Source organism: Aureimonas ureilytica DSM 18598 = NBRC 106430 (assembly GCF_000382705.1).
In the GTDB taxonomy this organism is placed as follows: Bacteria; Pseudomonadota; Alphaproteobacteria; order Rhizobiales; family Rhizobiaceae; genus Aureimonas; species Aureimonas ureilytica.
On the sequence record NZ_ARQE01000006.1, the window covers coordinates 38,389 to 52,286 of the forward strand.

Sequence of the window (13,898 nt, forward strand, 5' to 3'; positions counted from 1 at the left end):
CCTCTTTCTTTAAGGGTTGAGCCGCGTCGCGGCCCACTCCCCGCTCTCGTCCTTCAGGAGACGATAGCTGTCATGAAGACGGAAGGCGCCGTCCTGCCAGAACTCGAACTGGACGGGAATGACGCGCAAGCCGGACCAGTGCGGCGGGCGCGGAATGTCATCGCCGGGAAAGCGGCGATCGAGTTCCGCGACGCGCTGTTCCAGCTCCTCGCGCGAGGCGAGCGGCCGGGATTGCTGCGAGGCCCAGGCGCCAAGACGGCTGACCCGCGCGCGGGTCTGGAAATAAGCGTCGGCCTCCGCATCGCTGACGGTCTCGACCGTGCCGCGCACCCGCACCTGACGGCGCCGGGACTTCCAATGGAAGAGGAGTGCCGCCTTGCGCTGGCCGAGCAGTTCCTCCCCTTTCCGACTCTCGAAATTCGTGTAGAACACGAAGCCACGGGCATCGACGCCCTTCAGGAGCACCGTTCTCACATCGGGCAATCCATCCGCGTCCACGCTCGCCAACGACATGGCGTTGGGATCGTTGAGTTCGGTGCTTTCCGCCTCGCGGAGCCAGATCTCGAAGGCCGCGAACGGATCGGCCGGCAACTCGGTTTCACCAAACGTTAAGGCCGTTTTGAGCATCATTCCCGCACTCTCCTGTTCCCGTTTCGGCTTCGTAGAACCGAACGAACCGAACGGTAAAGGTTAAACGGCGACATGCACGGGATTTGGAAGGCCCTGGCGGCGACTTGCGCTCTGACGCTTCTGGGCGGCTGCACCGTGATATCGGGTGCGGCGCTGGAGGAAGCGGCCAAGGTCGATCACTCGCTCCACACGGCATCCGTGAAGCCGGACGAGTCCCTTCCGTCGCCGGAGACGCAGTCCGACGGGCTGACCGTGCGCAACGCCGTGTCGGCGGCCAATCTCGATCGCGCTTCGGCCGAGCCTCTGGCCTGGAGCAACACCGATACGGGCGCGACCGGCACGATCACCGGCATTCAGGAAACGCGCGCCGGCGACCAGATCTGCCGCAGCTTCAAGACCTCGCGCCAGCGATTCGACGGCGTCGCCGTCTACAATGGCGAGGCCTGCACGCGCGGCAGCGGGGAATGGACGCTGACCCGCTTCAACGAGGGCGGCTGAGCCGTTTCGGCCGACTCAGCGCGCATCCGCACGGCATTTCGGCGCGTAAATCGCGAAAAATGCGGGACTTCATTTCTTTTCCGACTCTCGCCATATAGCGGTCAACGCCAATCGAAAGCCGGTTGCGCCGAGCCGGATGGCTTCGCGCGCCCAAGCATCAGACAGGATTCCGACACTCCATGCGCGACCCCTATACCGTTCTCGGCGTCGCCAAGACCGCCACGGAAAGCGAGATCAAATCCGCCTTCCGCAAGCTCGCCAAGAAATACCATCCCGACGCCAATGCGGACGACCCCTCCGCCGCCTCCCGCTTCAACGAGGCCAATCAGGCCTACGAGATTCTCGGCGACAAGGAAAAGCGCGAGAAGTTCGACAACGGCGAGATCGACGCGGAGGGCAAGCCGAAGTTTCAGGGCTTCGGCGGGTTCGGTGGCGGCGCGGGCGCGGGCGGTAATCCGTTCGGCCAGACGCGGGGCACGGGCGGCGGGTTCGACTTCCGGAACGGCGGCGCCGAGTTCGGCGAGGGCATCTTCTCGGACTTCTTCGACCAGGCCTTCGGCGGCCGCAAGGCGGGCCGGGCCGGCGGGGGGTTCTCCTCGGCGCGCAACGGCGCCACCAAGGGCGAGGACATCAACGCGACGCTGCGCGTGCGCCTCGAAGACGTCGTGTCGGACGAAAAGGTCGAGGCGGTGTTTCCGACCGGCAAGCGACTCGCCATCCGGCTGCCGGAAGGCGTCGAGGATGGGCAAGTGATCCGCCTGCGCGGCCAGGGCCAGCCGGCGCCGGTCGCGGGCGGCCAGCCGGGCGATGCGCTGGTGACGATCCAGTTCGTCGATCACGCCCGCTTCAGCGTCGAAGGCCGCGACCTCGTGGCCGAACAGACCGTCGAGTTGGAAGACGCGGTTCTGGGCGGGCGAATCACGATCGACACGCTGGAAGGCCGGGTCGCGACGAAGATCCAACCCTGGACCAACACCGGCAAGACGTTGCGGTTGAAAGGAAAAGGCCTGACGCGGAAAGATGGCGGGCGCGGCGATATTCTCGTCTCGCTGGTCGTGTCGCTTCCCGCCTCACCCGACCCGGATCTGGTCGCGCTCATGCAAAAGCATCGCGACGCGAGGGGCTGATCGGGCCACGCGTTTGCGACGCGGCGGGTGAAGGAAGCGTCAGGCAAGCTTGCTGGTCTGGGTTGCCTATGCCATACCGCCGCCGCAATAAGGTCTGTCGGAATCGAACAGGAGCGGCACCATGGTTGAATCGGTCGGCCTCATGAAGGGCAAGCGCGGCCTCATCATGGGCGTCGCGAACAATCGCTCGATCGCCTATGGCATCGCCAAGGCCTTGGCCGACCAGGGCGCCGAAATCGCCCTCACCTATCAGGGCGACGCGCTGCGCAAGCGCGTCGAGCCGCTGGCGGCCGAACTTGGCGCCTTCGTCTGCGGTCACTGCGATGTCGGCGACGCCGCCACGATCGACGCCTGCTTCAAGGCGCTCGAAGAGAAGTGGGGCAAGATCGACTTCCTCGTCCACGCCATCGGCTTCTCCGACAAGGACGAGCTGACCGGCCGCTACGTCGATACGAGCGAAGCCAATTTCAACAAGACCATGAACATCTCGGTCTATTCCTTCACGGCGGTCGCCCAGCGCGCCGAGAAGTTGATGACCGACGGCGGCTCGATGCTGACGCTGACCTATTACGGCGCCGAGAAGGTCATGCCGAACTACAACGTCATGGGCGTCGCGAAGGCCGCGCTCGAGGCGAGCGTGAAGTATCTGGCGGTCGATCTCGGCCCGAAGAACATCCGCGTCAACGCCATCTCGGCCGGTCCGATCAAGACGCTGGCCGCCTCCGGCATCGGCGACTTCCGCTACATTCTGAAGTGGAACGAGTACAACGCGCCGCTCCGTCGCACGGTGACGATCGAGGAAGTGGGCGATGTCGGCCTGTACCTCCTGTCCGACCTCTCGCGGTCCGTCACCGGCGAGGTGCATCACGCCGATTCCGGCTACCATGTCGTCGGCATGAAGGCTGTGGACGCGCCCGACATTTCCGTCGTCAAGGACTGATCCCTTCCCCGTGACGCTGCCGCTTCTTTATCTCTGCCGCCACGGTCAGACCGACTGGAATGCCGAACGCCGCCTTCAGGGCCAGAGCGACATTCCGCTGAACAGCTATGGGCAGGGTCAGGCTCGCCGCAACGGACGCTATCTGCGCAACGTGCTCGGCGCCTCGGGCTTCGAGTTCGACTTCCTGTCGAGCCCGATGCAGCGCGCGGCCGACACGATGCGCATCATCCGTCGCGAGATGGGTCTCGACCCGGAGGCCTTCGCGACCGACGAGCGGCTTCGGGAAATCCATTTCGGGGATTGGCAGGGCTACACGCTCAAGGAGCTTGCAGCCTCGGAACCGGCCCTCGTGGAAATTCGGCACGCGGACAAGTGGAACTTCCTGCCGCCCGGTGCGGGCGCGGAAACCTACGAAGCTCTGGCGGAGCGGGTCGCGCCCGTCTTCGAGAGCTTGGAGCGGCCGTCCATCGTCACGGCCCATGGCGGCGTGACGCGCGCCTTCCTTCAGCGCTTCGTCGGCCTGTCGCGCAGCGAGGCGGAAACGCTGGATATTCCGCAGGATCGCATCCTGCGCTTCGACCGGGGCGAGTTCGCCTGGGTCTGAGGTGTCCCCGTCTCAGGCGAGCGGTTCGTGGATGATGTGGACTTCCATCCCCGGTCGGATCGCCTCGACACCGAGATCCTTCGGCAGAAGATAGACCTGACCGTCGCTGAGCTTCAGCACCTCCCCTTCGTGATCGACCTTGTCCACCACTCCGCCCGTTTCCTCGGCCTGCGCCGAAATGCTCATGGAAACGGAAAGCACGGAGCAGGCGAAGAAGGCGACGATACGTCGGGTCATGGGCGCGGATCTCTCGGACGGACGGTGCGGGGCGATTCGTCGGACAATTTAGAAGAATTCGATCCCGATTGTGGTTTTTATCGGCCCGAACGCAGCGAAGCGAGGTCCGATTTGACGCGCCCGGTTAGCAGGTCGTAAACGAGCCCACCGCCTTTCCATCGGACCTGTCGCATCATGTCTCACAACAGCTTCGGCCACCTGTTCCGCGTCACGACCTGGGGCGAGAGCCATGGTCCGGCGATCGGCTGCGTGGTGGACGGCACGCCGCCCGGAACCAAGCTGTCGGAAGCCATGATCCAGCATTTCCTGGACGAGCGCCGCCCCGGCCAGTCGCGCTACACGACCCAGCGCCAGGAGCCCGATCAGGTGCGCGTTCTCTCCGGCACCATGCCCGGCGAGACCGAGGGCGAGCTGATCGCGACGGGCACGCCCATCGCGCTGGAAATCCAGAATGTCGACCAGCGCTCCAAGGATTACGGCGACATCGCGCGGCGCTACCGGCCGGGCCATGCCGATATCACCTACGACATCAAATACGGCTTGCGCGACTATCGCGGCGGCGGGCGATCCTCGGCGCGCGAAACCGCGATGCGCGTCGCGGCGGGCGCCATCGCGCGTCAGGTCGTGCCCGGCCTCGTCGTGCGCGGCGCCCTCGTGCAGATCGGCGACATCGCCATCGACCGCTCGCGCTTCGACTGGGATGAAACGCGCCGCAACCCGTTCTTCTGCCCGGACGCCCAGACGGCCGAGCGCTGGGCCGCGCTCCTCGACACCGTTCGCAAGGCCGGCTCGTCGATCGGCGCCGTGGTCGAGATCGTCGCCGAAGGCATGCCGGCGGGCCTCGGCGCGCCGATCTACGGCAAGCTCGACGCGGATATCGCCGCCAATCTCATGTCGATCAACGCCGTGAAGGGCGTCGAGATCGGCGACGGCTTCGCCTCCGCCGCCTTGTCGGGCGAGGAGAACGCCGATGAAATCCGCATCGGCAACGACGGCAAGCCGGTGTTCCTGACGAACCACGCAGGCGGCATTCTCGGCGGCATCAGCACGGGGCAGCCGATCGTCGCGCGTTTCGTGGTGAAGCCCACCTCCTCCATCCTGACCCCGCGCCGCTCGGTCGATGCGGACGGGCAGGAAGTCGATGTGATGACCAAGGGCCGGCACGATCCCTGCGTCGGCATTCGCGCGGTCCCGATCGGCGAGGCCATGGTCGCCTGTGCCATCGCGGACCATTTCCTGCGTCATCGCGGCCAGACCGGCCGCATCTGATCCCATCTCTTCGCGCCGCCTTCCCTCCCGCCGGGGACTTGCCCATGTTGACGCGCCTTTATCACCATCCGGTCTTTCGGGAGCATCTGACGACGCCGGGGCACCCGGAGCGGCCCGAGCGGATCGTGGCCGTGGAAGCGGCGCTGGAGGCGGAGGCCTTCCAGAATCTCGACCGCGTTCTGGCGCCCGAAGGCGCGGTCGAGGCGGTCTATCGCTGTCATGGCGTCGATTACGTCCGGCGCATCGCCCGCACCATTCCCGAAGAGGGCATCGCACGGATCGACGGCGACACGGTGGTGAGCCCCCGCAGCTTCGCGGCGGCGCTGCATGGGGTCGGCGCGGCCTGCGCGGGCGTGGACGACGTGATGAGCGGCGAAGCGCGCAACGTCTTCGTCGCCGCCCGGCCGCCCGGCCATCATGCCGAGCGCGAAACCGCGATGGGCTTCTGCCTGTTCAACCAGGCCGCCGTCGCGGCGCGTCATGCCCAGGCCGCGCATGGGCTGGAGCGCGTCGCGATCGTCGATTGGGACGTCCATCACGGCAACGGCACGCAGGACATTTTCTGGAGCGATCCGAGTGTCCTCTACGTCTCCACCCATCAGATGCCGCTCTTTCCCGGCACGGGCGCACGCGACGAGACGGGCGCGGGCAACATCGTCAACGTGCCGCTGCGCGACGACGACGGCACCGACGAGTTCCGTGCCGCCTTCTCGGACGTGGTTCTGCCCGCGCTCGAAAACTTCCGACCCGATCTCGTCATCATCTCGGCGGGCTTCGACGCCCATCATCGCGATCCGCTCGGCGGCCTGAACCTCACCGAAGCCGATTTCGACTGGGCGACGGGCAAGCTGCTCGACATCGCCGGGCGCCATGGAAATCACCGGCTCGTCAGCATTCTGGAGGGCGGCTACGACCTTCAGGGCTTGTCTCAGTCGGTGGCGGCCCATGTGAAGCGCCTGATGGTCGGCTGACCCGCCCGCATCTCGAAGGAAATCCCATGTCCGACACCGCCCACGCGATTCCCGCCGACGATTCCGACATCAAGCGCATGAGCTTCGAGGAAGCGCTCGCGGCCCTGGAGCGCATCGTCTCGGACCTGGAGCGCGGCGACGTGCCGCTGGAAATGTCGATTCGCATCTATGAGCGCGGCGAGAAGCTGAAGAGCCATTGCGACCGGCTCCTTTCGGCAGCCGAGGACAAGGTGGAGAAGATCAAGCTTTCGCGCGCCGGCAAGCCGAGCGGCACGGAGCCCCTCGACCCCGCCTGATCGGGCCAAGCCGCGAAGCCGCTGGAAGGCGCGGATGGACAACCCTATTTGAAACGGCTCTAAGGGCATTTCTTCGAATGCTCCGACGCCGCCCGCAATTCGTGCCCGCAACTCGTTCGTGACCGGCCCGCGCGAGGCGTTCGCTCTTCAGGAGACCGTTTTTGTCCCCCACCCTCTCGACGCCGCTTCTCGATCGGATCGCCTCGCCCGAGGACCTTCGCCAGCTGCCGCACTCCGAACTGCGGCAGGTGGCGGACGAGCTGCGCGCCGATCTGATCGACGCCGTGTCGAAGACGGGCGGGCATCTGGGCGCCGGGCTCGGCGTCGTGGAACTGACGGTCGCGATCCACGCCGTGTTCGACACGCCGCGCGACCGCCTGATCTGGGATGTCGGCCATCAGGCCTATCCGCACAAGATCCTGACCGGGCGGCGCGAGGCGATGCGCACCGTGCGCCAGGAAGGCGGCCTGTCGGGCTTCGCCAAGCGCACGGAAAGCGAGTTCGACCCGTTCGGCGCGGGCCATTCCTCGACCTCGATCTCCGCAGGCCTCGGCATGGCCGTGGCGAGCGAGCTGGACGGGCGTCGCAACAATGTGATCGCGGTGATCGGCGACGGCGCGATGAGCGCCGGCATGGCCTATGAGGCGATGAACAATGCCGGCGCGCTCGACGCGCGGCTCGTCGTCATCCTCAACGACAACGACATGTCGATCGCCCCGCCGACCGGCGCGATGAGCGCCTATCTGGCGCGGCTCGTGTCCGGCAAGGCCTATCGCTCGCTGCGCGAGCGGGCCAAGGCCTTCACCCGGCATCTCCCCGAATTCATGCGCGAGGGTGCGCGGCGCACCGAGGAATATACGCGCGGCCTGCTCACCGGCGGCACGCTCTTCGAGGAGCTCGGCTTCTTCTATGTCGGGCCGATCGACGGGCACGATCTCGACCACCTGCTCCCCGTTCTGAAGAACGTGCGCGACACGAGCAACGGTCCGGTTCTGGTTCACGTCGTGACCAAGAAGGGCAAGGGCTACCCGCCCGCAGAAGCCAGCGCCGACAAATATCATGGCGTGTCGAAATTCGACGTGGTGACCGGCGCGCAGTCGAAGCCCAAGGCGAACGCGCCGACCTACACCAAGATCTTCGCCGAAAGCCTCGTGCAGGAAGCGCGCGAGGACGAGAAGATCATCGCGATCCACGCGGCCATGCCGGACGGCACGGGCCTCGATCTGTTCGAGCAGGCCTTTCCCAAGCGCACCTTCGATGTCGGCATCGCCGAACAGCACGCCGTCACCTTCGCGGCGGGTCTGGCGACCGAAGGCTACAAGCCGTTCGTCGCGATCTACTCGACCTTCCTGCAGCGCGCCTACGATCAGATCGTCCACGATGTCGCGATCCAGCATCTGCCCGTGCGCTTCGCCATCGACCGCGCCGGCTTCGTGGGCGCGGACGGCCCGACCCATGCGGGCTCGTTCGACACCGGCTTCCTGTGCCCCTTGCCGGACATGGTGGTGATGGCCGCCTCGGACGAGGCCGAGCTGCGGCACATGATCCGCACGGCGGCGGCTTATGACGACGGCCCGATCTCCTTCCGCTATCCGCGCGGCAATGGCACCGGCGTCGATCTGCCGGAGCGGGGCTCGATCTTGCCGATCGGCAAGGGCCGCATCGTCAGGGAGGGCACCAAGGTCGCGCTTCTGTCCTTCGGCTCGCGCCTGGCCGACGCCGTCGCGGCGGCCGAGGATCTGGAGGGCTTCGGCCTTTCCACGACGGTGGCCGACGCGCGCTTCGCCAAGCCGCTCGACGGCGAGCTGATCGCTCAGCTCGCGCGCCATCACGAGGTTCTCGTGCTGATCGAGGAAGGCGCCTCGGGCGGCTTCGCGGCGCAGGTGCTGGAGCATCTCGCCCGCAATGGCCTTCTCGATCATGGCCTCAAGGTGCGCCCGCTCACCATGCCCGATCGGTTCGTCGACCATGCCGCGCCCGAGGCGATGGTGAAGGGCTCGGGTCTCGACAAGGCCGGCATCGTCGACGCCGTGTTCCGTGCGCTGGGCGATGGCGCGCGGCGCGTGCTGCAGGCCTGATGCCCCGGTCTCGCCTCCTCTGATGGCCTCGCCCTCCGCCGACACGCGCGTTCGTCTCGACCTGCTCCTGGCCGAGACGGGCCGCTCGCCGAGCCGCGCCCGCGCGCGCGACTCGATCTTGCGCGGTCATGTGCGGGTGGACGGAGAGCCCGTGACCAAGCCGGGACAGCTCGTCCGCTCCGATGCTTCGATCACCCTCACCGACCCGGCGGCGGACTATGTGTCGCGCGCGGCGTTGAAGCTCGCGGCGGGGCTCGATGCGTTCGGGATCGCGGTGGAGGGGCGCACCGCGCTCGATGTCGGCGCCTCCACGGGCGGCTTCACCGAAGTCCTGCTCCGGCGCGGAGCGGCGCATGTGGTGGCGATCGATGTCGGCCACGACCAGATGCACCCGAGCCTGAAGGATGACCCGCGTGTGTCCTGCCTCGAAGGGTTGAACGCGCGAGAGCTGACGGCCGAGCATCTCGGCGGCCACGCCATCGATCTCGTCGTCTGCGACGTATCCTTCATCTCCATGCGTCTCGCGCTTCCGCCCGCCTTGGCGCTGGCGCGAGCGGGCGCGGACGGCGTGTTTCTGGTGAAACCGCAATTTGAAGCCGGGCGCGACGCGATCGGCAAGAACGGTCTTCTGCGCGACGCAGCGCTGGGGCAGCGGATCGCCGAGGACATGGCCCTCTGGCTGCGCGAGACCGAGGGCTGGAACGCCCATCCCCCCGTTCCCTCGCCGATCGACGGCGGAGACGGCAACCGCGAATATCTCCTCGTAGGACGCAAGGCATGAGCGATCGCATCACCATCGAAACGCTCGGCCAGAAGGGCGACGGCATCGCCCATGAAGGCGGCGCCGCGATCTTCGTCCCCTTCACGCTACCGGGCGAGACGGTCACCGTCAGTCGCGACGGCGCGCGGGCCCGGCTGCTGAGTGTCGAGACGCCGTCGCCCGAGCGGGTGCCCGCGCCCTGCCCGCATTTCGGCGTCTGCGGCGGCTGCGAGCTGCAGCATATGAGCGAGGACGCCTATCGCAGCTTCAAGCGCGGCACCGTGACGGAGGCCTTCCGTCGCGCCGGCCTGGACGCACAAGTGGCGGACCTCGTGCCCTGTGCGCCCGCCTCGCGCCGCCGCGCCGTGTTCTCGGCGCTGCGCATAGACAACCGCGTTCTCTTCGGCTTTCACGAGGCGCTCAGCCACCGCATCGTCTCGATCCACACCTGTCTCGTCGTGGTGCCGGAGATCGCGACGCGCCTCGCCTTTCTGGAAAAGCTGGCCGTCGCGCTGATCGATCGCAAGCGCGAGCTTCGCATGGTGGTGACGCACACCGCCGCCGGGCTCGACATCGCCGTCTCCGACGCGGCGAAGGTCGATGGGCGGCTGCGCCAGCGCGTCCTCGAACTCGCGCTGGCGCCCGGCATCGCCCGGCTGTCGGTGGACGGCGAGACGATCGTCGAGCCGCAAGCCCCGCGCCTCGACGTGGACGGGCTCGGCGTTTCGCTGCCGCCCGGCGCGTTTCTTCAGGCGGTGGCGCAGGCCGAGCGCGCGATGGCCGAGGTGGCGCTGGCGCATCTGGCGAAAGCCAAGCGCGTGGCCGATCTCTTCTGCGGTGTCGGAACTTTCACGCTGCGGCTGGCGCGGCGTCAGGCCGTTCACGGCGTCGAATTCGACACGCCGGCCCTCGCCGCGCTCGATGCCGCGCATCGCGGCGTGCCGGGCCTGAAGCCGATCACCACGGAACGCCGCGATCTCTACCGCCGCCCTCTGACCACCAGGGACCTGTCGCGGTTCGATGGCGTCCTGTTCGACCCGCCGCGCGCGGGCGCGGAGGCCCAGTGCCGGGAACTCGCGCGCTCGACCGTCAAGCGCGTCGCCGCCGTATCCTGCAATCCGACGACGCTGGCGCGCGACGCGGCGATCCTCGTGGAGGGCGGCTACAAGCTTCTGTCGGTGACGCCGATCGACCAGTTTCTCTGGTCGCACCACGTCGAAGCGGTCGCCCTGTTCGAGCGCTGAAATGCTGGAAACGCTCACCGGGTTTCTGCAGACTTACGGCTATGTCGCCGTCTTCGTGTCGATTTTCCTGGAATCGACAGGTCTGCCCTTTCCCGGTGAAAGCATCCTGATCGCGGCCGGCATCATGGCCGGCCATGGCGAGTTGAATGTCTGGGGCGTCGTGTTCTCCGCCTGGTTCGGCGGCACGATGGGCGACAATCTCGGCTATTATATCGGCCATCGCTTCGGGCGCCGCTTCGTGGATCGCTACGGCGCGCGCTTCCGGGTCACGCCCGAGAAGTTCAAGCTCGTGGAAGATCGCTTCCGCACCGTCGGGCCGCCGATCGTTCTGATCGCGCGCTTCGTCCTGATCCTGCGTCAGCTCGCGGGCTTCGTCTCGGGCACGCTGCGTTTCCCCTGCTGGGAGTTCCTGCTCTACAACGCGCTCGGCGCCGCGCTCTGGTCGAGCGCCTACGGGTTCGGCTCGTATATTCTAGGCGACCGGATCAACACCTATCTTCATGGCAGCCCCTGGGCCTATGCAGCGCTCGCGGCCGTGTTCCTGTTCTTCACGGCCGCGACGATCTTCAAGTTCCGCAAGAGCGTCAGGAAACTTCAGGAAGCGCCTGATTCGTCAGCCTCTTCGCCCCAGGAAGGCGGCGAAGGCGGCCCGCGCCTCGGCTGAGGTCAGGCGCTCGGCAAAGGCGCGAGCCTCCGCTTCGATCCGCTCGTTCAGGGCGGCACCATCCCCGCGCATCAACCGACGCGCGATGCGAAGCGCCTCGGGCGGCTTGGCCGCAAGGCGAGCGGCGGCACGGCGCGATTCGTCTTCCGCCGCATCGCTGACCGCCAGGACAAGGCCCGCCTCTCGCGCCTGTTCTGCCGAAAGGGCATCGCCGAGCACCAGGAGCGCGAAGGCGCGCTGATAGCCCATGGTCGCCGGCGCCAGGAGGCTGGAACCGGCTTCTGGCACCAAACCGAGGTCGAGAAACGGCGTGCGGAAGGTGGAGCGCGGGGTCGCATAGGCGAGGTCGCAATGGAACAGGACCGTCGTGCCGATCCCGACCGCCAGCCCGTCCACGGCCGCGACGAGCGGCTTTTCGAGCGCCGTCAGCGCCCGCAGGAAGCGCATCACCTCGCCGAGACCCGCCTTGGCATCGAAACCGGCGAAATCCGCGATGTCGTTGCCCGAGGAGAAGGCGCCAGCGCCGCCGAGAAGGAGGACGGCACGGATCGTCTCGTCCCCATTGGCCGCTTCCAGCGCGTCCGACAGACCGGCATACATGGCCCGGTTCAGCGCGTTCTTCTTGTCCGGGCGGTTCATGCGCAGCGACAGGACGCCGTCGCGAACGTCGCGCTGGATGAGATCGGTCTCGCTCATCACAGGGCCTCCCTGGCTGCGTTCAGACCTTCGACACCGGTGAGGACCTGACGCTTCAGCCCGCCCGTTTCGCTGAGGAGCGTATCGGCCATGAAGCGCGCGAGCGACAGGCGGGCGGTGCCCTCGGTCTCGGCCAGCGCGCCCTTGGCGAGATAGCAATTGCCGGCGACCAGCGAGAAGAGCCGCTGGTAGGGCGTGGCATAGGCCAGCGCGTCCCCCGTACGGCCTTCGCCGAGCCAGACGAGAAGCTGGTCGGTCGCCTCGGTGAGGTCGGAAAGGCTCTCGTTCAGCCGCTGCGCCAGCGCCGCGAAGCCCGGCTCGTTGCGCCCGCCGGCGTCAGAGGCGATATCGCGCAGTTCGGAGAGATAGGCGCGCACCGCCTCGCCCCCCGATTGCGGGAGCTTGCGGGTCACCAGATCGATCGCCTGGATGCCGTTCGTGCCTTCGTAGATCGGCGCGATGCGCGCATCGCGCAGAAGTCGGGCCGCGCCCGTCTCCTCGACATAGCCCATGCCGCCATGGATCTGGATGCCCATGGAGGCGACGTCGACGCCGACATCGGTCGGGAAGGATTTGGCGAGCGGTGTCAGGAGATTGGCGCGCTCGCGCCAGAAGCGCGCTTCGTCCTCGCTCGTCGCCTGAGCGGCCTGATCGAGCGCATGGCCGCAGCTATAGGCGATGGCGCGGGCCGCGCCGACCAGCGCCTTCATGGTCAGCAGCGTGCGCGCGACGTCGGGGTGCTCGATGATCGGCGACATGTCGCGCGAGGCCGGTTCGGCCCTATCCCTAGCGAGAAGCGTGGAGCGGCCCTGCCGGCGCTCGCGCGCATAGGCGAGCGCCTTGCCATAGGCCGCCTCGGCGACGCCCAACCCTTGCGTGCCGACGAAGAGCCGCGCCGAGTTCATCATCGTGAACATGCAGGCAAGGCCACGATTCTCCTCCCCGACGAGCCAGCCGACCGCACCCGGCTCGCCGCTGTCGCCGCGTCCGTCGCCGAAGATCATCGTGCAGGTCGGCGAGGCGTGGATGCCGAGCTTGTGCTCGATCGCGTGGCAGAAAGCGTCATTGCGGGCGCCGAGCGCGCCGTCCTCGCCCGGCAGGAACTTCGGCACGAGAAACAGCGAGATGCCCTTCACGCCCTCCGGCGCGTCCGGCAGGCGGGCGAGGACGAGATGAACGATATTCTCCGTCAGATCGTGCTCGCCATAGGTGATGTAGATCTTCTGGCCGAAGATCCGGTAGGTGCCGTCGCCGCTGCGTTCGGCGCGGGTGCGCAGGGTGGACAGGTCCGAGCCGGCCTGCGGCTCGGTGAGGTTCATCGTGCCCATCCATTCGCCGGACACGAGCTTCGACAGGTAGCGGTCCTTCAACTCGTCCGAACCGTGCGCTTCCAGCGCCTCGATCGCGCCCATGGTCAGCGTCGGACCGATGCCGAAGGCCATGGAAGCGCCGTTCCACATTTCCGAGGCCGCGACCGCGAGGGACAGCGGAAGGCCCTGCCCGCCATGATCCACCGGCGCCGAAAGCCCGTTCCAGCCGCCATCGCGCCATGCGTGGTAGAGCGCCTTCCAGCCGGCGGGCATGGTCACGCGCCCGTCCGCGAAGCGCGCACCCTCGCGGTCTCCGCCAGCTGCCAGCGGCGCGATCTCGCCTTCTGCGAAGCGCGCCGCCTCGGCCAGGATCGCGTCGAGGAGATCGTCGCTGAGGTCGCCCGCGCGGCCCTCCGCCATGGCCCGATCCAGGCCGACGATGTGGCGAAGGGTGAAGGCGATGTCGTCGATCGGGGCTTGGTACACCGAGTTTTCCTCCCAAGGCGCGCCGGGTCCGATGCCGGCTGAAGAACCAATTCAGGACTTGAACGTAAACGTCAAAACAAAAGGTTGG

At 67.3% G+C, this 13,898-nt stretch carries 15 protein-coding genes; 11 read left to right on the top strand and 4 right to left on the bottom strand.

Annotated elements, in window-relative coordinates:
* Nucleotides 1–9: 9 nt before the first annotated feature.
* Nucleotides 10–627: a pyridoxamine 5'-phosphate oxidase gene (pdxH, locus tag B146_RS0113815; RefSeq protein ID WP_026358599.1), complete on the bottom strand. Its 618-nt coding sequence runs from the start codon at nucleotides 625–627 to the stop codon at nucleotides 10–12.
* Between the two features lie 75 nt (nucleotides 628–702).
* On the opposite strand from pdxH, the gene B146_RS0113820 reads away from it, so the two are divergent.
* The 4 genes from B146_RS0113820 to B146_RS0113835 all read left to right on the top strand — a co-directional run bounded on the left by B146_RS0113820 (nucleotide 703) and on the right by B146_RS0113835 (nucleotide 3,799).
* Nucleotides 703–1,128 (top strand): RT0821/Lpp0805 family surface protein, encoded by a 426-nt coding sequence (locus B146_RS0113820; RefSeq protein ID WP_019997043.1) that lies wholly within the window; start codon nucleotides 703–705, stop codon nucleotides 1,126–1,128.
* 179 nt (nucleotides 1,129–1,307) lie between these two features.
* Nucleotides 1,308–2,255 carry a DnaJ C-terminal domain-containing protein gene (locus B146_RS0113825; protein ID WP_019997044.1) on the top strand — a complete coding sequence of 316 codons (948 nt, stop codon included), beginning with the start codon at nucleotides 1,308–1,310 and terminating at the stop codon, nucleotides 2,253–2,255.
* 121 nt (nucleotides 2,256–2,376) lie between these two features.
* Nucleotides 2,377–3,195 (top strand): enoyl-ACP reductase FabI, encoded by an 819-nt coding sequence (gene fabI / locus B146_RS0113830; RefSeq protein WP_019997045.1) that lies wholly within the window; start codon nucleotides 2,377–2,379, stop codon nucleotides 3,193–3,195.
* Between the two features lie 10 nt (nucleotides 3,196–3,205).
* Nucleotides 3,206–3,799 (top strand): histidine phosphatase family protein, encoded by a 594-nt coding sequence (locus B146_RS0113835; protein WP_019997046.1) that lies wholly within the window; start codon nucleotides 3,206–3,208, stop codon nucleotides 3,797–3,799.
* A gap of 12 nt (nucleotides 3,800–3,811) precedes the next feature.
* Here the strand turns inward: B146_RS0113835 and B146_RS0113840 are convergent, their stop codons facing one another.
* On the bottom strand, nucleotides 3,812–4,036 hold the full coding sequence (locus B146_RS0113840; RefSeq protein ID WP_019997047.1) for a DUF1344 domain-containing protein: 225 nt from the start codon (nucleotides 4,034–4,036) through the stop codon (nucleotides 3,812–3,814).
* A gap of 174 nt (nucleotides 4,037–4,210) precedes the next feature.
* Between B146_RS0113840 and aroC the strand changes: the two genes are divergently transcribed.
* The 7 genes from aroC (at nucleotide 4,211) to B146_RS26125 (ending at nucleotide 11,318) form a co-directional block, all read left to right on the top strand.
* The gene (aroC, locus tag B146_RS0113845) at nucleotides 4,211–5,305 is read left to right on the top strand and encodes a chorismate synthase (protein ID WP_019997048.1); all 1,095 of its coding nucleotides are present in this window, start codon (nucleotides 4,211–4,213) and stop codon (nucleotides 5,303–5,305) included.
* A gap of 44 nt (nucleotides 5,306–5,349) precedes the next feature.
* Nucleotides 5,350–6,276, top strand: coding sequence for a histone deacetylase family protein (locus B146_RS0113850; RefSeq protein ID WP_019997049.1), 927 nt, complete (start codon nucleotides 5,350–5,352; stop codon nucleotides 6,274–6,276).
* 26 nt (nucleotides 6,277–6,302) lie between these two features.
* A complete protein-coding gene (locus tag B146_RS0113855) occupies nucleotides 6,303–6,572 on the top strand; it encodes an exodeoxyribonuclease VII small subunit (RefSeq protein WP_019997050.1) in 270 nt (89 codons plus the stop codon).
* A gap of 161 nt (nucleotides 6,573–6,733) precedes the next feature.
* The gene (gene dxs / locus B146_RS0113860) at nucleotides 6,734–8,650 is read left to right on the top strand and encodes a 1-deoxy-D-xylulose-5-phosphate synthase (RefSeq protein WP_019997051.1); all 1,917 of its coding nucleotides are present in this window, start codon (nucleotides 6,734–6,736) and stop codon (nucleotides 8,648–8,650) included.
* A gap of 22 nt (nucleotides 8,651–8,672) precedes the next feature.
* A complete protein-coding gene (locus B146_RS0113865; protein ID WP_019997052.1) occupies nucleotides 8,673–9,431 on the top strand; it encodes a TlyA family RNA methyltransferase in 759 nt (252 codons plus the stop codon).
* Nucleotides 9,428–10,654, top strand: coding sequence for a class I SAM-dependent RNA methyltransferase (locus B146_RS0113870; RefSeq protein ID WP_019997053.1), 1,227 nt, complete (start codon nucleotides 9,428–9,430; stop codon nucleotides 10,652–10,654). The genes B146_RS0113865 and B146_RS0113870 overlap by 4 nt, the downstream gene beginning before the upstream one ends.
* A gap of 1 nt (nucleotide 10,655) precedes the next feature.
* Entirely contained in the window at nucleotides 10,656–11,318 is a 663-nt protein-coding gene (locus tag B146_RS26125) for a DedA family protein (RefSeq protein WP_019997054.1), read from the top strand.
* On the opposite strand, the gene B146_RS0113880 is transcribed toward B146_RS26125, so the two are convergent.
* On the bottom strand, nucleotides 11,268–12,014 hold the full coding sequence (locus tag B146_RS0113880) for a crotonase/enoyl-CoA hydratase family protein (protein WP_019997055.1): 747 nt from the start codon (nucleotides 12,012–12,014) through the stop codon (nucleotides 11,268–11,270). The genes B146_RS26125 and B146_RS0113880 overlap by 51 nt on opposite strands.
* Nucleotides 12,014–13,810 (bottom strand): acyl-CoA dehydrogenase, encoded by a 1,797-nt coding sequence (locus B146_RS0113885; RefSeq protein ID WP_019997056.1) that lies wholly within the window; start codon nucleotides 13,808–13,810, stop codon nucleotides 12,014–12,016. Before B146_RS0113885 ends, B146_RS0113880 begins: the two co-directional genes overlap by 1 nt.
* Nucleotides 13,811–13,898 lie beyond the last annotated feature (88 nt).

Excerpts from the sequence above, each read along its gene's own strand:
- pdxH (WP_026358599.1), bottom strand. The coding sequence starts at position 627 with ATGCTCAAAACGGCCTTAACGTTTGGTGAAACCGAGTTGCCGGCCGAT.
- B146_RS0113820 (WP_019997043.1), top strand. The coding sequence starts at position 703 with ATGCACGGGATTTGGAAGGCCCTGGCGGCGACTTGCGCTCTGACGCTT.
- B146_RS0113825 (WP_019997044.1), top strand. The coding sequence starts at position 1,308 with ATGCGCGACCCCTATACCGTTCTCGGCGTCGCCAAGACCGCCACGGAA.
- fabI (WP_019997045.1), top strand. The coding sequence starts at position 2,377 with ATGGTTGAATCGGTCGGCCTCATGAAGGGCAAGCGCGGCCTCATCATG.
- B146_RS0113840 (WP_019997047.1), bottom strand. The coding sequence starts at position 4,036 with ATGACCCGACGTATCGTCGCCTTCTTCGCCTGCTCCGTGCTTTCCGTT.
- aroC (WP_019997048.1), top strand. The coding sequence starts at position 4,211 with ATGTCTCACAACAGCTTCGGCCACCTGTTCCGCGTCACGACCTGGGGC.
- B146_RS0113850 (WP_019997049.1), top strand. The coding sequence starts at position 5,350 with ATGTTGACGCGCCTTTATCACCATCCGGTCTTTCGGGAGCATCTGACG.
- B146_RS0113855 (WP_019997050.1), top strand. The coding sequence starts at position 6,303 with ATGTCCGACACCGCCCACGCGATTCCCGCCGACGATTCCGACATCAAG.
- B146_RS0113865 (WP_019997052.1), top strand. The coding sequence starts at position 8,673 with ATGGCCTCGCCCTCCGCCGACACGCGCGTTCGTCTCGACCTGCTCCTG.
- B146_RS0113870 (WP_019997053.1), top strand. The coding sequence starts at position 9,428 with ATGAGCGATCGCATCACCATCGAAACGCTCGGCCAGAAGGGCGACGGC.
- B146_RS26125 (WP_019997054.1), top strand. The coding sequence starts at position 10,656 with ATGCTGGAAACGCTCACCGGGTTTCTGCAGACTTACGGCTATGTCGCC.
- B146_RS0113880 (WP_019997055.1), bottom strand. The coding sequence starts at position 12,014 with ATGAGCGAGACCGATCTCATCCAGCGCGACGTTCGCGACGGCGTCCTG.